This window comes from Streptomyces sp. ERV7, from assembly GCF_001653515.1.
In the GTDB taxonomy this organism is placed as follows: domain Bacteria; phylum Actinomycetota; class Actinomycetes; order Streptomycetales; family Streptomycetaceae; genus Streptomyces.
The window spans coordinates 352,358-371,725 of record NZ_LYOY01000051.1; the positions used below are offsets into that span (position 1 = coordinate 352,358).

The 19,368-nt window shown below is 72.3% G+C and carries 16 protein-coding genes; 12 read left to right on the top strand and 4 right to left on the bottom strand.

All coding sequences use genetic code 11. The features are described 5' to 3' along the window. Positions 1–92: 92 nt before the first annotated feature. From A8W25_RS24475 to A8W25_RS35100, 9 genes are all read left to right on the top strand, one after another. A complete protein-coding gene (locus tag A8W25_RS24475; RefSeq protein WP_067165024.1) occupies positions 93–773 on the top strand; it encodes a response regulator in 681 nt (226 codons plus the stop codon). A 174-nt stretch (positions 774–947) separates the two neighbouring features. Further along, a complete protein-coding gene (locus A8W25_RS24480) occupies positions 948–3,776 on the top strand; it encodes a DNA translocase FtsK (protein ID WP_067167126.1) in 2,829 nt (942 codons plus the stop codon). 255 nt (positions 3,777–4,031) lie between these two features. After that, the gene (locus A8W25_RS24485) at positions 4,032–4,895 is read left to right on the top strand and encodes a helix-turn-helix domain-containing protein (protein WP_067165026.1); all 864 of its coding nucleotides are present in this window, start codon (positions 4,032–4,034) and stop codon (positions 4,893–4,895) included. 94 nt (positions 4,896–4,989) lie between these two features. Further along, positions 4,990–6,465: a 30S ribosomal protein S12 methylthiotransferase RimO gene (gene rimO / locus A8W25_RS24490; RefSeq protein ID WP_079126348.1), complete on the top strand. Its 1,476-nt coding sequence runs from the start codon at positions 4,990–4,992 to the stop codon at positions 6,463–6,465. After that, a complete protein-coding gene (pgsA, locus tag A8W25_RS24495) occupies positions 6,462–7,151 on the top strand; it encodes a CDP-diacylglycerol--glycerol-3-phosphate 3-phosphatidyltransferase (protein ID WP_067165028.1) in 690 nt (229 codons plus the stop codon). The genes rimO and pgsA overlap by 4 nt, the downstream gene beginning before the upstream one ends. Next, positions 7,148–7,657, top strand: a complete 510-nt coding sequence (locus tag A8W25_RS24500; protein ID WP_067165030.1) for a CinA family protein — start codon at positions 7,148–7,150, stop codon at positions 7,655–7,657. The genes pgsA and A8W25_RS24500 overlap by 4 nt, the downstream gene beginning before the upstream one ends. Before the next feature lie 109 nt (positions 7,658–7,766). Then, a complete protein-coding gene (locus tag A8W25_RS24505; protein WP_067165033.1) occupies positions 7,767–8,150 on the top strand; it encodes a helix-turn-helix domain-containing protein in 384 nt (127 codons plus the stop codon). Positions 8,151–8,403: 253 nt separating this feature from the next. After that, positions 8,404–8,874, top strand: coding sequence for a Dps family protein (locus A8W25_RS24510; RefSeq protein WP_067165036.1), 471 nt, complete (start codon positions 8,404–8,406; stop codon positions 8,872–8,874). A 281-nt stretch (positions 8,875–9,155) separates the two neighbouring features. Next, positions 9,156–9,368, top strand: a complete 213-nt coding sequence (locus tag A8W25_RS35100; protein ID WP_107470819.1) for a hypothetical protein — start codon at positions 9,156–9,158, stop codon at positions 9,366–9,368. Here A8W25_RS35100 and A8W25_RS24515 read toward each other — a convergent pair. From A8W25_RS24515 to A8W25_RS24525, 3 genes are all read right to left on the bottom strand, one after another. Continuing rightward, a complete protein-coding gene (locus tag A8W25_RS24515) occupies positions 9,316–10,080 on the bottom strand; it encodes an SDR family NAD(P)-dependent oxidoreductase (protein WP_067165039.1) in 765 nt (254 codons plus the stop codon). The genes A8W25_RS35100 and A8W25_RS24515 overlap by 53 nt on opposite strands. A 231-nt stretch (positions 10,081–10,311) precedes the next feature. Then, positions 10,312–11,106: an Fpg/Nei family DNA glycosylase gene (locus A8W25_RS24520; RefSeq protein ID WP_067165041.1), complete on the bottom strand. Its 795-nt coding sequence runs from the start codon at positions 11,104–11,106 to the stop codon at positions 10,312–10,314. Between the two features lie 349 nt (positions 11,107–11,455). After that, a complete protein-coding gene (locus A8W25_RS24525; protein WP_067165044.1) occupies positions 11,456–16,105 on the bottom strand; it encodes an ATP-dependent helicase in 4,650 nt (1,549 codons plus the stop codon). Positions 16,106–16,161: 56 nt separating this feature from the next. Here A8W25_RS24525 and A8W25_RS24530 point away from each other — a divergent pair, with 56 nt between their 5' ends. The 3 genes from A8W25_RS24530 (at position 16,162) to A8W25_RS24540 (ending at position 18,216) form a co-directional block, all read left to right on the top strand. Then, complete coding sequence (locus A8W25_RS24530) at positions 16,162–17,016, top strand: AraC family transcriptional regulator (RefSeq protein WP_067165046.1); 855 nt, start codon at positions 16,162–16,164, stop codon at positions 17,014–17,016. A 76-nt stretch (positions 17,017–17,092) separates the two neighbouring features. Beyond that, a complete protein-coding gene (locus A8W25_RS24535; RefSeq protein WP_079126350.1) occupies positions 17,093–17,911 on the top strand; it encodes an AzlC family ABC transporter permease in 819 nt (272 codons plus the stop codon). Next, on the top strand, positions 17,908–18,216 hold the full coding sequence (locus tag A8W25_RS24540; RefSeq protein ID WP_067165049.1) for an AzlD domain-containing protein: 309 nt from the start codon (positions 17,908–17,910) through the stop codon (positions 18,214–18,216). Before A8W25_RS24535 ends, A8W25_RS24540 begins: the two co-directional genes overlap by 4 nt. 167 nt (positions 18,217–18,383) lie before the next feature. Here A8W25_RS24540 and A8W25_RS24545 read toward each other — a convergent pair whose 3' ends face one another. Further along, entirely contained in the window at positions 18,384–19,325 is a 942-nt protein-coding gene (locus tag A8W25_RS24545) for a hypothetical protein (protein ID WP_067165052.1), read from the bottom strand. Positions 19,326–19,368 lie beyond the last annotated feature (43 nt).

A 19,368-nucleotide genomic window follows, 5' to 3' on the forward strand; every position in this document is an offset into this window, starting at 1 on the left:
CGGCTACCATGACCGGCACAAGGACGGGCGGCGCAAGGGAGTCGTCCCCTGGGGCGGCGCCCGGTGCACTGCCGGGGCGAGGAGGACGGGCCATGGTGCAGAAGGCCAAGATCCTCCTGGTCGATGACCGGCCGGAGAATCTGCTGGCGCTGGAGGCCATCCTCTCTGCGCTCGATCAGACACTGGTGCGGGCATCGTCAGGGGAGGAAGCGCTCAAAGCACTGCTGACGGACGATTTCGCAGTCATCCTGCTGGACGTCCAGATGCCGGGCATGGACGGTTTCGAGACCGCCGCGCACATCAAGCGGCGGGAGCGGACCCGGGACATCCCGATCATCTTCCTCACCGCCATCAACCACGGCCCCCACCACACGTTCCGGGGGTATGCGGCGGGAGCCGTCGACTACATCTCCAAGCCCTTCGACCCCTGGGTGCTGCGCGCCAAGGTGTCGGTGTTCGTCGAGCTGTACATGAAGAACTGTCAGCTGCGTGAGCAGGCGGCGCTGCTGCGGCTCCAGCTGGAGGGCGGCGGCCAGACGGCCGGCGACCCCAAGGAGCCTGCGGGTCTGCTCGCCGAGCTGTCCGCGCGGCTCGCGGCCGTCGAGGAGCAGGCCGAGGCGCTCTCCAAGCAGCTGGACGACGAGTCCGCGGACGCGGCGGCGGTGGCCACGGCCGCCCATCTGGAGCGCAAACTGACCGGCCTGCGACGGGCGCTCGACGCCCTGGAGCCGGGCACCGGCAGCGGCACGGCGGCCCTGCCCTCGCAGAACTGAGCGGCGCGGAATCCAGCTGCCCGCAGGGGACCTGACGTTGATGGCGCGTCAGTCCCCTTTGTGCGTGGGGCAGTAACGTCCGCGCCTACGTGAGCATCGTCTTTCGGTACGACACGAACGGGTGAAGCACCGGCCGTCGTGTCGACTGTCGCCAGCACCGGTAACCTCAGCACCATGGCCTCACGTACGTCCGGCAAGGGTTCCCAGGGCACGGCGGGCACCGCGAAGCCCACCGGCCGTACCGCGGCATCCGCCAAGAAGGCGGCCGCGCCCGCCAAGAAGGCGCCCGCGAAGAAGGCTGCCGCGCCCGCGAAGAGAGCGCCCGCCAAAAAGGCACCCGCCAAGAAGGCGGCGGCCTCCAAGCCCGCGCCCAAGCCGGCGCCTTCCCCCACAGGGGGCGTGTACCGGCTCGCGCGCGCCGTCTGGCTGGGTGCGGCCCATGGGGTCGGGGCGATGTTCCGCGGCATAGGGCGAGGCGCCAAGGGCCTTGACCCCGCCCACCGCAAGGACGGCCTCGCCCTGCTGCTGCTCGGCGTCGCGCTGATCGTCGCCGCCGGCACCTGGTCGAATCTGCGCGGCCCGGTCGGCGACCTCGTCGAGATGCTGGTGACCGGCGCCTTCGGACGGCTCGATCTGCTGGTGCCGCTGCTGCTCGGCGCGATCGCGGTCCGCCTCATCCTCTATCCGGAGAAGCCCGAGGCCAACGGCCGGATCGTGATCGGCCTCTCCGCGCTCGTACTCGGCGTGCTCGGCCAGGTCCACATCGCCTGCGGCTCGCCGGGCCGCGACGACGGCACCAGCGCGATGCAGGACGCGGGCGGCCTCATCGGCTGGGGCGCCTCCAAGCCGCTCGAATTCCTGATGGGTGACGTCCTGGCGGTGCCGATGCTGGTGCTGCTCACCGTCTTCGGGCTGCTCGTGGTCACCGCGACGCCCGTCAACGCCATCCCGCAGCGGCTGCGCGCCCTGGGCGCCCGGCTCGGCATCGTCGAGCCGCTGCCGGGGGAGTCCGGCGAGGACGAGCTGTACGACGACGACTGGCGTGCCGCCGACGAACCCGAGCCCGCGCCGCGCGCCCGGCGCACGCCCGGGCGCCGCGCCGCGTCGGCCGGCGAGTACGCCCCGTACGACCAGGACGAAGTCGAGCAGGAGGCGCTCTCGCAGCGCCGCAAGCCCCGGCGTGCCTCGGTGCAACCGGCGTTCGACCTGCCGATGGACCCGGTCGACGTGGCCGCCGCCGCGGCCGCGGCCCTCGACGGCGCCGTGCTCAACGGCCTGCCGCCGTCCCCGATCGTCGCCGACCTCACCCAGGGCGTCTCCACCGAGCGGGAGCGCGGGAGCACCACACCGGTGCCCACGGCCCGCGCCGAAGCGGCCAAGGCCGGGCCGCGGCCCGGCGCCAAGGCCGACATGACCAAGGCGGAGCCCCGGGCGACCCCGGGCGCCCCCGCCGTCGTACCGGATCTGACCAAGGCCGCGCCCGAGCACTCCGAGATGCCGGTGCGCGCCGAGCAGCTCCAGCTCGCGGGCGACATCACCTACGCGCTGCCCTCGCTCGACCTGCTGGAGCGGGGCGGCCCGGGCAAGACGCGCAGCGCCGCGAACGACGCCATAGTGGCCTCGCTGCAGAACGTCTTCACGGAGTTCAAGGTCGACGCGGCCGTCACCGGCTTCACCCGGGGCCCGACGGTCACCCGCTACGAGGTGGAGCTGGGCCCGGCCGTGAAGGTCGAGCGGATCACCGCGCTGACCAAGAACATCGCGTACGCGGTGGCCAGCCCGGACGTCCGGATCATCTCGCCGATCCCCGGCAAGTCGGCGGTCGGCATCGAGATCCCGAACACCGACCGCGAGATGGTCAACCTCGGCGACGTGCTGCGCCTCGCGGACGCGGCCGAGGACGACCATCCGATGCTCGTCGCGCTCGGCAAGGACGTCGAGGGCGGCTATGTGATGGCCAACCTGGCGAAGATGCCGCACGTCCTGGTGGCCGGCGCGACCGGATCCGGCAAGTCGTCCTGCATCAACTGCCTGATCACCTCGGTGATGGTGCGGGCGACGCCCGAGGACGTACGGATGGTGCTCGTCGACCCCAAGCGCGTCGAACTCACCGCGTACGAGGGCATTCCGCACCTGATCACGCCCATCATCACCAACCCGAAGCGGGCCGCCGAGGCGCTCCAGTGGGTCGTGCGCGAGATGGATCTGCGCTACGACGACCTGGCGGCGTTCGGTTTCCGCCATATCGACGACTTCAACGAGGCGATCCGCAACGGCAAGGTCAAGCTGCCCGAGGGCAGCGAGCGGGAGCTGACCCCGTACCCGTATCTGCTGGTGATCGTCGACGAGCTCGCGGACCTGATGATGGTGGCGCCGCGTGACGTCGAGGACGCGATCGTGCGCATCACCCAGCTGGCCCGCGCCGCCGGCATCCATCTGGTCCTCGCCACCCAGCGCCCCTCCGTGGACGTCGTGACCGGCCTGATCAAGGCGAACGTGCCGTCCAGGCTCGCCTTCGCGACCTCCTCGCTCGCCGACAGCCGTGTCATCCTCGACCAGCCCGGCGCCGAGAAGCTCATCGGAAAGGGTGACGGACTGTTCCTGCCGATGGGCGCGAACAAGCCGACCCGCCTCCAGGGCGCGTTCGTCACCGAGGACGAGATCGCTGCGATCGTCCAGCACTGCAAGGACCAGATGGCGCCGGTCTTCCGCGAGGACGTCACCGTCGGGCAGAAGCAGAAGAAGGAGATCGACGAGGAGATCGGCGACGACCTCGATCTGCTCTGCCAGGCCGCCGAGCTGGTCGTCTCCACCCAGTTCGGGTCGACCTCGATGCTCCAGCGCAAGCTGAGGGTCGGCTTCGCCAAGGCGGGCCGGCTGATGGACCTGATGGAGTCGCGCGGCATCGTGGGACCCAGCGAGGGCTCCAAGGCGCGTGACGTCCTGGTCAAACCCGATGAACTCGACGGTGTGCTGGCGGTGATCCGGGGGGAGGCTCCCTGATGGCCCCGGGCGGGCCCGAAGGGTCGATTCCGCGGCCGAATGGAGCACAGGGAAGGGAGTGTGGGGCAACCGTTTTCCCCGGCTGTACGTCCAGTTGAGGGAAGAGCAGGAACATGCCCCCCTCCTGACCCGTTAGGAGGATGGGAGGAGGCCATTCCGATGGCGTACAAACTCCACCCTCCCGGTTGCCCCACCCTTTCGTACCCCCCCTAGACTGAACACCCAGCAGGTGGCTCACGCTCGAAAGGCGCCCCCGTGTCCATCGGCAACTCCCCCGAAGACGACCGGCCTTCCCTCGGCGACGACGACCGGCCCTCCTTTGCTGACGACGACCGGCCGACGATCGGCCACGCCCTCAAGCAGGCCCGGATCGCGGCAGGACTGACCGTCGACGAGGTCAGTTCGATCACGAGAGTGCGCATCCCGATCGTGCACGGTCTGGAGGAGGACGACTTCTCCGGCTGCGGCGGCGATGTGTACGCGCGCGGACACATCCGCACGGTCGCGCGGGCCGTGCACCTGGATCCGGAGCCCCTGGTCGCGCAGTACGACGCCGACCACGGCGGCCGTCCCGCGCCCACGCCCGCGGCGCCCATGTTCGAGGCCGAGCGCATCAGGCCCGAGCGGCGCCGCCCGAACTGGACCGCGGCCATGGTCGCCGCGATCGTGGTGGTCGTCGGCTTCGTCGGCTTCACGATGTTCAGCGGCAGCGGCGACTCCAAGGGCAAGGGCACCCAGGTCGCCGAGGGCCCGACCCAGACGCACCAGCAGAGCCCCAGCCCCAAGCCGGCCCCGAGCCTGCCCGCCGCGCCCAAGCCGCCCGCCCCCTCCGACAGCGCCATCGCCGCGGCCCCGCAGGACAAGGTCACCGTCAAGCTGAGCGCCATCTCCGACAAGAGCTGGATCTCCGCCAAGGCGCACAACGGCCAGGTGCTCTACGACGGCCTCCTGGAGAAGGGCGAGTCGAAGACCTTCGTGGACGGCGAGAAGATCGATCTGATCCTGGGCAACGCCGGGGCGATCGAGCTCTACGTCAACGGCAAGAAGGTCGAGGACCAGTTCGGTGACGGCCAGGTCGAGCGGCTGACCTACACCAAGGGCGACCCGGTCGTCGGCTGACCGGGGCCGCCGCGCCCCGGCCCCGTACGGCCGCCGATTCCTTGATCAACCCTCGGGGCGGGGACGCGGGCCGGGACAAAGTAGTCTTGAGTCCATGCCCGAACGCCGTACCGTCGCCCTTGTCACTCTCGGCTGCGCCCGTAACGAGGTGGACTCGGAGGAGCTTGCAGGCCGCTTGGCAGCGGACGGCTGGGAGCTCGTCGAGGACGCCTCGGACGCCGATGTCGCCGTCGTCAACACCTGTGGGTTCGTCGAAGCCGCCAAGAAGGACTCCGTCGACGCCCTCCTCGAAGCCAATGATCTCAAGGATCACGGCCGGACCCAGGCCGTGGTCGCCGTCGGCTGTATGGCCGAGCGGTACGGCAAGGAGCTCGCCGACGCGCTCCCCGAGGCCGACGGCGTGCTCGGCTTCGACGACTACGCCGACATCTCCGACCGGCTCCAGACCATCCTCAGCGGTGGGAACGTGGAGGCGCACACCCCGCGCGACCGGCGCAAGCTGCTGCCGCTGAGCCCCGTCGAGCGCCAGAGCGCCGACGTGGCGCTGCCCGGCCACGCGCAGGAGGCCCAGGAGAGCGCCCCCGAGGACCTGCCCGACGGCCTCGCGCCCGCCTCCGGCCCGCGCGCCCCGCTGCGCCGCCGGCTGGACACCAGCCCGGTCGCCTCGGTGAAGCTGGCCTCCGGCTGCGACCGCCGCTGCACGTTCTGCGCCATCCCGTCCTTCCGCGGCTCCTTCATCTCGCGCCGCCCCTCGGACGTGCTGGGCGAGACGCGCTGGCTGGCCGAGCAGGGTGTCAAGGAGGTCATGCTGGTCTCCGAGAACAACACCTCGTACGGCAAGGACCTCGGCGACATCCGGCTCCTGGAGACGCTGCTGCCCGAGCTCGCGGCCGTCGACGGCATTGAGCGTGTACGTGTCAGCTACCTCCAGCCCGCCGAGATGCGGCCGGGCCTGATCGACGTGCTGACCTCGACCGACAAGGTCGTCCCGTACTTCGACCTGTCCTTCCAGCACTCCGCGCCCGGTGTGCTGCGGGCCATGCGGCGCTTCGGCGACACCGAGCGCTTCCTGGAGCTCCTGGAGACGATCCGCGCCAAGGCCCCGCAGGCCGGTGTGCGCTCCAACTTCATCGTCGGCTTCCCCGGTGAGACCGAGGCCGACTTCCAGGAGCTGGAACGCTTCCTCACCAGTGCCCGCCTGGACGCCATCGGCGTCTTCGGCTACTCCGACGAGGAGGGCACCGAGGCCGTCACCTACGAGAACAAGCTGGACGCGGAGGTGATCGCCGAGCGGCTCGACCACCTGTCGCGGCTCGCCGAGGAGCTCACCGCCCAGCGCGCCGAGGAGCGCGTCGGCGACACCGTCCGGGTGCTGGTCGAGTCGGTCGACAGCGAGGACGGCGTGATCGGCCGCGCCGAGCACCAGGCACCCGAGACCGATGGTCAAGTGCGGTTCACGGAGGGCGCGGGACTGACGCCGGGCCGTATCGTCGAGGCGAAGGTCGTCGCCGCCGAGGGCGTCGACCTGGTGGTGACGAGTCTCGACGTCCTTGAGGAGGCGGCCAGATGACCGGAGTCCCGGCATCCGCGGCGGGCGGTACCGGCCGGACGCCGGCGCCCGGCGGCAAGCTGGGCGCGGCGGCCGTCAACCAGGCCAGCCTCTGGAACATCGCGAACATCCTCACCATGGTCCGGCTCGTGCTCGTGCCGGGCTTCGTGGTGCTGATGCTGCAGGACGGCGGCTACGACCCGGCCTGGCGGGCCTGGGCGTGGGCGGCGTTCGCCGTCGCCATGATCACGGACATCTTCGACGGGCATCTGGCCCGGACGTACGACCTGGTCACGGACTTCGGGAAGATCGCGGACCCGATCGCGGACAAAGCGATCATGGGCGCCGCGCTGGTCTGCCTCTCCTCGCTCGGCGATCTGCCGTGGTGGGTGACCGGGGCGATCCTCTTCCGGGAACTCGGGATCACGCTCCTGCGTTTCTGGGTCATCAGGCACGGGGTGATTCCCGCCAGCCGGGGCGGGAAGCTGAAGACCCTGGCACAGGGCACGGCAACGGGGATGTACGTACTGGCGCTCACGGGTCCGCTGGCGACCCTGCGCTTCTGGGTGATGGCGGTCGCCGTGGTGCTGACGCTCGTCACCGGGCTGGACTATGTGCGACAGGCGGTCGTACTGAGGCGCCAGGGGCTCGCCGCGGAGCGCGCGGAGCGTGCCGCCGAGGCCGCCGTGGAGGGACCGGGCCGGTGAGCGAGGCGGCGCAGGTCATTCAGCTACTCACGGAGAGTGACCAGACGGTCGCGGTGGCGGAGTCGCTGACCGGCGGTCTGGTGGCCGCCGAGCTGACCGGGGTGCCGGGTGCCTCGCAGTGTTTCCGCGGCTCCGTGACGGCCTACGCGACGGATGTGAAGCAGAAGGTCCTGGGCGTCGACGGGACCCTTCTGGCGGAGCGCGGAGCGGTGGACGCCGAGGTCGCGCGGCAGATGGCGGGGGGTGTGCGGCGGATGCTGGGGGCCGACTGGGGTCTGGCCACCACCGGCGTCGCGGGACCCGCCGCCCAGGACGGACAGCCCGTGGGGACGGTCTATGTCGCGGTCCAGGGACCGGACGGCACCGGGAAAACCGTCGCTTTGAGGTTGAACGGCGGCAGGGCGGAAATCCGTAGAGAGAGTGTACGGAGCGTGCTCGAACTGCTCTCCGGTGAACTCGGCGAAGATGCGCGGGCACAGGATACGGAACAGAACGGGGGGAATTGATGTTTGCAGCCCTGAGTGAACACGACATCGCTCCCCGCACGGCCGCAGCGCGAGGCGGTACGGTGGGGCGTGAAGGATGCGGCTACGCGGTCCGAGGAGGGAGCCACCGATGATTCTGCTCCGTCGCCTGCTGGGTGACGTGCTGCGTCGGCAGCGCCAGCGCCAGGGCCGTACTCTGCGCGAAGTCTCCTCGTCCGCCCGAGTCTCACTCGGCTATCTCTCCGAGGTGGAGCGGGGGCAGAAGGAGGCTTCCTCCGAGCTGCTCTCCGCCATCTGCGACGCGCTTGACGTACGGATGTCCGAGCTCATGCGGGAAGTGAGCGACGAGCTGGCACTTGCCGAGCTCGCTGCCTCGGCGGCGGCGAGCGATCCGGTGCCTGCACCGGTACGTCCGATGCTCAATTCGATCTCCGTGACGTCGGTGACCGGCGTCCCGACCGAGCGAGTGACGATCAAGGCGCCCGCGGAAGCGGTGGACGTCGTCGCGGCCTGACACTGTCGGGCTCTGTCTGTGGGTGGCCCCGGCCGGTCTGTTGACCGGCCGGGGCTTCTCTTTGCCCTGGGATCCCCTGCGATGCCCTGCGATGCGCTGGAGATCCCCGAGGTCTGAGATCCCTGAGGTCCCTGAGGCCCCCCCCAAGACGCCTGGAATGCCCCATTTGGGGCTTCTGTGTAAGGGTGGGGGGTGAACGCGGGGAGCCGGCCGGTGTACACCGGACCCGGCGCAGACCGAACGGAGTGCATGCATGTCTGTCGTGAAGAGCTCACTGCCCGAGGCCGACCTGAAGGTGGTGGGCGAGGCGTTGCAGGGCGCTCTCGTCGACCTCGTGGACCTGGCGCTGGTCGCCAAGCAGGTGCACTGGAACGTCGTCGGGCCGCGCTTCCGGTCCGTCCACCTCCAGCTCGACGAGGTCGTCGACACGGCCAGGCTGCACTCCGACACAGTGGCCGAACGGGCCGCGGCGCTCGGGGTCACCCCGGACGGCCGGGCGGCGACCGTGGCGGCGGAGAGCGCGATCGGCAAGGTGCCCACCGGCTGGATCAAGGACGGTGACGCGGTACGGATCCTGGTCGACGCGCTGGGCGCGGTGGTCACGAGGATGCGCGAGCGGATCGATTCCACCGGCGATCCGGACGCGGTCAGCCAGGACGTACTCATCGGGCTGACGGCGGACCTGGAGAAGCATGCGTGGATGTTCCAGGCGGAGATGGGCTGAGGGTACGTGCCTGTGGGCTCAGGTTTTGCGGGCTGGGGTGGGGTGGCCTGAGGTTCGGCGGCGGGCGTCGTCGCGGTCTGAGTTTGTCGCGGTCCGCATTCGCTGTGGTCTGCATTCGTCGCGGTCTTCGTTGCCGGGGTCTTTGCTGGGGCCTGGGTTGTAGTGGTCTGAGGCGCTTGCGGGGCGCGTGGGGTGGTGCGCGCGCTGGGACTGCATCCGGTGCGCCCTCCCGGTGAACTGGGGGAGCGGTCTAGCGTCGGCCCGAGGAGGCGGCCATGGCAGTGGCGGTGCGATGGGTGCCGGCGCTTGTGGTGGGGGCGCTGTGGTGGTGGGCGGTGCTTCGCCTGCTGACGGCGCCCGACGAGGCCGGAGTTTTCGAGGGCGCGGTGGCGGCGGGCGGCTGGGGGCTGAGCCTGCTGCCGGTGCATGTCGCGCCCACGGTTACCAGGGCATCGCGACGCCGCCGTTCGGACGCAGGATCTGGCCCGTCGTGAACGAGGACGCGTCCGAGGCGAGATAGAGCACGGTGTGTGCGATGTCCTCGGGCTCGCCGACCCGCCCGAGCGGGGAGAGCCGGACCATCGTCGACTCGATCTGCCGCTGCTGATCGGCCGAGTGCCGCTCGGTCATCGGTGTGCGGACCCAGCCGGGTGCGACGGCGTTGACGCGGATGGAGTGCGGGCCGAGCTCCGTGGCGAGGGTCTTGGTCAGCTGGACGACAGCCGCCTTCGAGGTGCTGTAGCAGAAGAGTCCTGGCCCCGCGGAGTCGACGGCTCCGGAGGCCATGGTGATGATGCTGCCCGGCGTACCGTTCTCGATCATGACGCGGGCCGCCTCCTGGCAGGAGTGCAGCACGCCTTTGAAGTTCACCGCGAGGACGCGGTCGAGGTCGGCGTCCTCGGTGTCGAGGACGCTGCTGGAGTGCATGATCCCGGCGACGGCGGCCAGCACGTCGACCCGCCCCGCGGCCCGGACGGCCGCGCGCAGCCGGGTGCGATCGGTCACGTCGAGCACGTGGGTGTACGCGGTACCCCCGGCCTTGGCGATCAGCTCGCGGGTGCCCTGGAGGCCCTGGTCGTCGAGGTCGGCGCAGTGCACGACCGCGCCCGCTTCGGCGAGCAGCACGGCACTGGCCCGCCCGATCCCGCCGGCGGCCCCGGTCACGAAGGCGGTGCGATCGGTGAGGTCGTACGCCGAGAGGGGCATGCGGGGACGGTACGGCGGGACCTGACGGAACGTCAACTGTCCTGCGGGGTCGGCTGGATGGCGGAGGGGGGTGGTCGTCCGGGTTGGGTTGTCGGGTGTGTGCTGGGCCAGCCGGTGGTTCGATGGGCCGGTCGGTACTTCGATGCGCCGACCGGTGGTTCGATGGGGCGGTTGCTGGTTCGTTCGATGAGTCGGTTGGTGTGCTGCTGGGGCGGTCGGTGGTCTGCCGGGTCAGTTGGTGTGCTGCCCGGAGTGGCCGTGCGCCGGAGGGTTGGGCTGGCAATGCGGGCACCAGTAGGTGGGGCGCTCGCTGCCGGCCGGGTCGCGCAGGGTGGTGCTGCGCAGCCCGGTTCCGCAGCGGGGGCAGGGCTGCCCGCTGCGCCCGTACACATACACCTTCCGGGACGTGCGCTCCCGATTCGCCTCCAGAAGCTTCTTGGCGGCGACGACGACGCGCGCGGGGTCGGTGAGCTCGCCGACGGGCAGCCACGGTACGGCCCGGACGGCGAAGCAGATCTCGGACTTGTAGATATTGCCGACCCCCGCGAGATTGCGCTGGTCGAGCAGTGCCTCGCCGAGGGGGCGGGCGGGGTCCTGGAGCAGGTTGCGCAGGGCCAGCTCGGGGTCCCAGCCGGGTCCGAGCAGATCGGGGCCGAGGTGGCCGACGACACGGTGCTCGTCGCGGGTGCGGAGCAGTTCGAGTACGGCCAGCCGGTATCCGACAGCCGTACGTTCCGCCGTGCCCAGGATCGCCCGGATCTGGTCGCTCCGGCCGCCCCGCCAGCGTTCCCCGGGCGCGAAGATCCGCCAGGACCCCTCCATGCGCAGATGAGAGTGGAGGGTGAGGCCGCCCTCGATCCGGGTGAGCAGATGCTTGCCGCGCGGGGTGACGTCCAGCACGGTCCGCCCCGTCAGGTCGACGGTCGCGAGCCGGGGCACGCGCAGGTCGGACCGGGTCAGCTCACATCCGCCGAGAGCGGCATCGAGCCGCCGGGCAGCCTGCCAGACGGTGTCTCCTTCGGGCATGGGGCCATTGTGCCGCGAGGTTCTTCGGGGGGCGGGCCTTTGTCTGCGGGTCGGTGGGGGCTGGTCGCGTAGCTCCCCGCGAAGTCCCTCCGGGAGCGCGTGATCTTTGCCTGCGGGTGGGTGGCGGTTGCTCGCGCAGTTCCCCGCGCTCCTTATGCACCTCCGGCCCCAGGTACTTCCAGCCCCTCGGGCGGCAGTGGTTCTGCCCCTCCGGCGGTTGCGCGCTCTCCAGCCTTTCCGGCGTTTGAGGAGCGGGGTTCGGGGCGGAGCCCCAGCCGGGGTCACGGGCGGAGCCCCGGTGGCCAACCCACCCACCCAACCCGGTTTAGGGAAAGGGGCGGGGTGGGGCTCAAGGTCGCAGCCGCAACCCCCGCGGCGTCGCCACGAACCCCGCCGACTCCAGCGTCCGGGCGAGCGGCGCGGTGAGCGCCGCCTCGCCGTTGACCCGCTCCACAGTCACCGTCCCCAGCCGCCCCGCCAGCGCCGCTCCCGCCAGCGCCTCCACCGCCGCCAGCAGCGCCGGATCGTCGGGCTCGGCCGGCCAGACCAGCAGCGACTTGCCACCGCGCTCCATGTAGAGCGCGAGCTCACCGTCGACCAGGACCACCATCGACCCGGCCTTGCGGCCCGGCTTGTGGCCGGCCCCCGTCGGCGGCTCGGGCCAGGGAAGCGCCGCCCCGTACGCGTTGGCCGGATCCGCGGCCGCCAGCACCACACCACGCGGCGCCGGCCGCGCCTCCGCACGGTCGCGCGCGGTGGCCGCCGCCCGCAGCCGGTCCACCGCCCCGTCCATCGCGAACTGGGCCGCACCCAGCCCCTCGACGACATAGCCCCGCCGCGCCTGGCCGCTGTCCTCGAACGCCGCCAGGATCCGGTACGTAGCCGAGAAGCCGCCCTCGACCCCCTCGGCCGCGACCGCGCCCCGGGTCACCACGCCATGGCGGTCGAGGAGCGTCCGGGCCAGGGCATGCGCCCGGTGCGTGGGGTCCGGCTCGCGGCCGGGCAGCAGGGACCAGCGCCCCGACACCGTCGGCGGCCCGGTGCGCGACGCGGGCCGCGCCGCCGCCGTGAGCGTCCCGTAACGCCCGCGTGGAACGGTCCGCTTGGCCCGGTGCGCCGTGGACCCGGCGGTACGGCCCGACCCGAGCAGCGCCCGCAACGGCGCGAGCGTGTCGTTGGTGAGCCGCCCCGACCACGCCAGGTCCCATACGGCGTCGGCCAGTTGGGGGTCGGTCGCCTCCGGATGCGTGGTGGAGCGGACCTGGTCGGCGATCTGGCGGAAGAACAGCCCGTACCCGGGGGCGAGCGCGGTCAGCACCGACTCGTGCAGCGCGGTCAGCTCCAGGGGGTGCGGCGGTGGCAGCAGCAGGGGCGCCGCGTCCGCCAGGAACAGGGAGACCCAGCCGTCCTTGCCCGGCAGCGCGCCCGCCCCCGCCCACAGGACCTCGCCGGTGGTGGTGAGCTCGTCGAGCAGCCCCGGTCCGTAGTCGGAGACCCGGGACGGCAGCACCAGCTTCTCCAGCGCGGACGCGGGCACGGCGGCGCCCTGCAACTGCTCGACGGCCCTGGCCAGGCCGTCGATGCCGCGCAGGCTGCTGCTCCCCAGGTGCTGCCACTGCGGCAGGAAGGTGGCCAGCGCCGCGGGCGGTACCGGTTCGAGCTCGTGGCGCAGCGCCGCCAGCGAACGGCGGCGCAGCCTGCGCAGCACCGTCGCGTCGCACCACTCCTGTCCGAGCCCCGCCGGGTGGAACTCGCCCTGCACCACCCGCCCGCTCGCCGCCAGCCGTTGCAGCGCGCCTTCGGTGACGGCCGTGCCGAGGCCGAACCGGGCGGCCGCGGTGGCCGAGGTGAACGGCCCGTGCGTGCGCGCGTACCGCGACAGTAGGTCGCCGAGGGGGTCCTTGACCGGCTCCATGAACGCTTCGGGCACACCCACCGGAAGCGCCGTGCCCAGCGCGTCGCGCAGCCGGCCCGCGTCCTCGATCGCCGCCCAGTGCTCGGCGCCGCCGACCCGGACCCGGATGGCGCGGCGGGCGGACGCGAGCTCCTGCGGCCACTGCGCCTCGGCGCCGCGCGCGACCAGTTCGTCGTCGGTCAGCGGCCCCAGGACCCGCAGCAGGTCGGCGACGCCCTCCATGTCCTTGATCCGGCGGTCCTCGGTGAGCCACTGGAGCTCCTGCTCAAGCTCGGTGAGGACGTCCGCGTCCAGGAGCTCGCGCAGCTCGGCCTGGCCGAGCAACTCGGCCAGCAGCCGGGAGTCGAGCGAGAGGGCGGCGGCCCGCCGCTCGGCCAGCGGCGAGTCGCCCTCGTACAGGAACTGGGCGACATAGCCGAAGAGCAGCGAGCGCGCGAAGGGCGACGGCTCGGGCGTGGTCACCTCGACCATTCGCACCCGGCGCGCCTCCAGGTCGCCCATCAGCTCGGTCAGCCCGGGTACGTCGAAGACGTCCTGGAGGCACTCGCGGACGGCCTCCAGGACGATCGGGAACGAGCCGAACTCGCTCGCCACCTGGAGCAGTTGGGCCGCACGCTGGCGCTGCTGCCACAGCGGGGTGCGCTTGCCGGGGTTGCGCCGGGGCAGCAGCAACGCGCGCGCGGCGCACTCCCGGAAGCGGGCGGCGAACAGCGCGGAGCCGCCCACCTGCTCGGTGACGATCTGCTCGACCTCGCCCTTGTCGAAGACGGCGTCCGCGGCGCCGACCGGGGCCTGCTCACTGTCGTACGTCGAGTCCAGGTGGCCGGGGTCCTGGTCGAGGAGGTCCAGGCCCATCAGGTCGGCGTCGGGCAGCCGCAGCACGATGCCGTCGTCCGCGTGCATGACCTGGGCGTCCATCCCGTACCGCTCGGCCAGGCGGGCGCCGAGCGCCAGCGCCCAGGGCGCGTGCACCTGGGCCCCGAAGGGGGAGTGGATGACGACCCGCCAGTCGCCCAGCTCGTCGCGGAACCGCTCGACGAGGATGGTGCGGTCGTCGGGCACATGGCCGCAGGCGCGGCGCTGTTCGTCGAGGTAGGCCAGGACGTTGTCGGCCGCCCAGGCGTCCAGGCCCGCGCTCAGCAGCCGCAGCCGCGCGTCCTCGGGGCTGAGGGAGCCGACCTCGCGCAGGAACGCGCCCAGCGCGCGCCCCAGTTCGAGCGGGCGGCCCAGCTGGTCGCCCTTCCAGAAGGGCAGCCTGCCCGGCACGCCGGGGGCGGGGGAGACCAGCACGCGGTCACGGGTGATGTCCTCGATCCGCCAGGACGTGGTGCCCAGCGTGAACACATCGCCGACGCGCGACTCGTAGACCATCTCCTCGTCGAGCTCTCCTACGCGGCCGCCGCCCTTCTTGGGGTCGGAGCCCGCCAGGAACACCCCGAAGAGGCCGCGGTCCGGGATGGTGCCGCCGGACGTCACCGCGAGGCGCTGCGCGCCGGGGCGGCCCGTGACCGTACCCGCCACGCGGTCCCACACCACGCGCGGGCGCAGCTCCGCGAAGGCGTCCGACGGATAGCGGCCCGCCAGCATGTCCAGGACGGCCGTGAACGCCGACTCCGGCAGCGCCGCGAACGGCGCCGCCCGACGGACCAGAGCCAGCAGATCGTCCGCCTGCCAGCTGTCCAGGGCCGTCATGGCGACCAGCTGCTGCGCCAGCACGTCCAGCGGATTGGACGGGATCCGCAGCGACTCGATGGCTCCTGAACGCATCCGCTCGGTGACCACCGCCGACTGGACCAGATCGCCCCGGTACTTCGGGAAGACCACGCCCGTGGAGACCGCGCCCACCTGGTGACCCGCGCGGCCCACCCGCTGGAGGCCCGAGGCGACCGAGGGCGGCGACTCGACCTGCACGACCAGGTCCACCGCGCCCATGTCGATGCCCAGTTCAAGACTGGACGTGGCGACCACGGCGGGCAGCCGGCCCGCCTTCAGATCCTCCTCGACCAAGGCGCGCTGCTCCTTGGAGACCGAGCCGTGATGGGCGCGCGCGAGGACCGGCGGCGCGCCCTTGGCCGCCCCCGACTGGGCCATGACCTCGGCCGGGGAATGGGCCTCCGCCAGCGGCGCGGACGACTCGCCCGCCTCCAGCGCGGCCGCCGCGGCACGCTCGTACGCGATCTCGTTGAGCCGGTTGCACAGCCGCTCCGCGAGCCGGCGGGAGTTGGCGAAGACGATCGTCGAGCGGTGCGCCTGCACCAGGTCGACGATGCGCTCCTCGACATGCGGCCAGATCGACGGCTTCTCCGCGCCCTCGGCGGCGTCGGCCGCCGGTGCGCCACCCAGCTCTCCCAGATCCTCCACCGGAACGACCACCGACAGGTCGAACTCCTTGGTGGAGCGCGGCTGGACGATCTCCACCTTGCGCTGCGGCGACAGGAACCGGGCCACCTCGTCCACCGGACGGACGGTCGCCGAAAGGCCGATCCGGCGGGCCGGCCTGGCCAAGAGCTCGTCCAACCGCTCCAGGGACAGGGTGAGATGGGCGCCGCGCTTGGTGCCCGCCACCGCGTGCACCTCGTCCAGGATCACCGTCTCCACGCCCGCCAGCGCCTCGCGCGCGGAGGACGTGAGCATCAGGAACAGCGACTCGGGCGTGGTGATCAGAATGTCCGGCGGCCGGGTCGACATGGCGCGGCGCTCGGCGGGCGGGGTGTCGCCGGAACGGATCCCGACCCGCACCTCCGGCTCCGGCAGTCCCAGGCGCACCGACTCCTGGCGGATGCCGGTGAGCGGTGAGCGCAGATTGCGCTCGACGTCGACCGCCAGCGCCTTCAGCGGCGACACGTACAGCACCCGGCAGCGCTTCTTCGCCTCGGCGGGCGGCGGGGCGGCGGCCAGCCCGTCCAGAGCGGCCAGGAACGCGGCGAGGGTCTTGCCCGAGCCGGTCGGCGCGACCACCAGGACGTCCGAGCCCTCGGAGATCGCCCGCCAGGCGCCCTCCTGCGCGGCAGTGGGCGCGGTGAAGGCCCCCGTGAACCAGCCCCTGGTCGCGGGAGAGAAGGAGTCCAGCGCTGTCCTCGCCATGGTCCCCATCGTGCACCCACCCACTGACAATGGCCCGGAGCTGCGAGAATACGGATATGAACGCGGCCGAGGAGTGGGCACGGCACTGGCAGTACCCGGGGCTGCCGGGCCTCGAACTGCTCCACGCCCGCTACGTCAGCCACTCCTTCTCCCGGCACAGCCACGAGGGCTTCGTCTTCGGCGCGGTACGCGGCGGCATCGAGGACGTGGTCATGCCCGGCGAGACCCTGCAGGCGCGCCCCGGCACCGTGGTCATGATCAACCCCGAGGTGCCGCACTCCGCCCGCGCCGGAGTCCCCGAGGGCTGGACGTACGCCACGCTCTACCCCTCGTCACAGCTGATCGCCGACATCGCCGCCGAGGTCACCACCCTGCGCGGTACCGCGGGATTCGCCGAGACCATCGTCGAGGACCCGGACACCTCCCTGCTCATCCACGAGGTGCACCGGGCGGCCGAACAGGGCAACGCGCTCGCCGCCGACACCGTGTTCCGCGTCGCCGTCGCCCGGCTGCTGCGCCGCCACGGACACTCCCTGCCCGCGCGCACCACCGGCTCGGCGGGCGCCCGCACGGCCGCTGCCGCACGCGCCCTCCTGGAGCAGCGGCTGGCCGACCCGCCGTCCCTGGAACAACTCGCCCACGGCCTCGGCACCAGCCCGTTCGCGCTGCTGCGGGCCTTCAAGGGCGCCTACGGGCTCCCTCCGCACACCTGGCTCACCGGCGAGCGCGTCCGCCGGGCCCGGCGGCTCCTGGAAGCCGGGACCGCGCCCGCTGAGGCCGCCGTCGCCGTCGGCTTCAGCGACCAGCCCCACCTCAACCGCCACTTCACCCGCATCGTGGGCGTGACGCCCGGCGTTTACCGCAGGGAGCGCGCAAGAACGTACAAGAACGCGGGAACCCCACCCACGTAGCGTCCCGGACGTGGCAGCAGAACAGTCAGCACTTTCAGACATACGCCCCGAGGGCGCGGCCCCGGCAAGCTCCCCCATGAGTGGCACCGGGCCGGACCCGGCCCACGCGCGCGAGGCCCGGGCGGACTCCGCCGCCGTGGGTGAGCGCAAGCCGGACTCCGCCGTCGTCAGGGACGCCCTCGGTGTCGGCGTCGCCGTCGGGCTCTCCGGCTTCGCCTTCGGCGTCACCTCAGCGGGATCGGGACTCACGGTCCTCCAGACGTGCGCGCTCAGCCTGTTCGTCTTCACCGGGGCCTCGCAGTTCGCCCTGGTGGGCGCGCTCGCGGCGGGCGGCAACCCGTTCACGGCGGCGGCCGGAGCCTTCTTCCTGGGCGTACGCAACGCGTTCTACGGGCTGCGGCTTTCCCAGCTGCTCGCACTCCCGCGCGCGGTGCGGCCGTTCGCCGCCCAGTGGGTGATCGACGAGACGACCGCCGTCACCCTCCCCCAGCCCACCCGGCGGGCCGCACGGATCGGCTTCACCGTCACCGGACTCACGCTCTACGTGCTGTGGAACCTGACGACCCTGGCCGGAGCCGTCGGCGCGGAAGCGATCGGCGACACGGACGCGTGGGGGCTGGACGCGGCGAGCCCCGCCGTCTTCCTGGCGTTGCTCGCGCCGATGCTCACCAGCGCCACGGAACGGATCACCGCCGGGATCGCGGTACTGCTGCTCCTGGGCGCTCTGCCGGTGCTGCCCGCCGGGGCCCCGGTCCTGGTGGCCGCGCTCGCCGCACCCCTCGTGCTGCTCCTGAAGGGGCGCGCGGACGCCAAGAAGGGGCGCGAGAACACCGCGAAGGACCGGGCCGAGTCGGCACCGGCCGACGGGAACTCCGTGAAGGGAGAAGGGCGTTGAACGTCTGGATCGCCATCGCCGCCACCGCCGTCAGCTGCTACCTGGTCAAGCTCCTCGGCCTCCTGGTCCCCGCCGGGGCGCTGGAGCGGCCCCTGGTGCGACGGCTCGCCGCGCTACTGCCGGTGGCGCTGCTGGCCGCCCTCACCGCGCAGCAGACCTTCAGCAGCGGCAGCCACCTGACGCTCGACGCCAGAGGCGCGGGCCTCGCGGCGGCAGCCGTCGCCCTGATGCTGCGCGCCCCCTTCCTGGTGATCGTCGCCGCCGCCGTACTGGTGACGGCCGGGGTGCGGGCACTGGGAGGCTGAGCGCTCGCCCGTCCGTACGGAGGGCATCCGCCCGCCGTCCGGACGGGCGGGCGGCCCACGCCCCGACCTCTCCCCCGTGCGGAGGGAGGGCATCCGCCCGCCGTACGGACGGGCGGATGCTCCACGCCCGGACACCTGGCCTCAGCCGGCTTTCCGGCCGCCCGGCCTCAGTCGATCGCGCGGCCGTACGCCCGCAGGGTCCGCAGTGCCTCCACCGTCACGATCGGCCGCCACTCCAGAGCGGTGCCCGGCGCCCACTCCCGCCAGTGGATGGGCCAGCCACCGTCCTCCCGCTGCTCGGCCGCGAGATGGTCGAGCGAGCGCGCCATCTCCTCGTCCGTGAACCAGCGGCGGGCCAACGATTGCGGCACGCGCGCGTAGTCGTGCGGAAAGTGGTGCTCGGCGGCGGCGTATCCGGGGGCGACCGGAAAGTCCCCGAGCCGGTCCGGATCGAGCACCGCGAGCCGCTGCTCGCGCACCAGCCGCCCGAGCCGGTCCGCCGCAGCCTCGGCACGCGCGCGGTCCGGCACCCCGTCCAGAAAGGCGACCGCCGCCTCGATCTCGTACGGATGCGACTTCTCCAGCGCGTCGACGGCCGCCCAGCAGAAGTCCGTGGCCCGGAAGAGCCATGCGTGCCACACCTCGTTGCGGTGCAGCAGCCCCACCACAGGCCCCGTGGCCAGCAGCTCGCTGGGCGGGTCGTCGACGATCTGCACGAACGGTGCCACGGGATAGCCGCGCGCCGACGGGTGCAGTGCGGGCAGCGCGCCGTCCGGCGTCGAGACCGCCGTCAGATAGCCGCAGATCCGCTCCGTCCGCCGGCCGCTCACACGGTCGACGGAGTCCAGCACGCGCAGCGCGTGCCCGGTATGCAGGGGCTGGCTGACGGGGCCGCGCAGATCGGGCTCCAGCGCGTGCCCGTAGCCCCCGTCGGCGTTCTGGTAGGCGGCGAGTGCGGTCTCCACTTCCTCGGCGCCGCCGCCGAGGAAGTGGTGCGCGAACCGACGCTGCTCCAGCACACGGGCCGTCAGCCAGACGAAGTGCTCGGCTCGGGCGAGCGGTGTGCGGGGCGTGCGGACAGTCGCGGGTGATGTTCCGGATCCGGCCATGGTCCGACCGTAGGGCGCCAAGCGCCCCGGACAAGCGGGACGG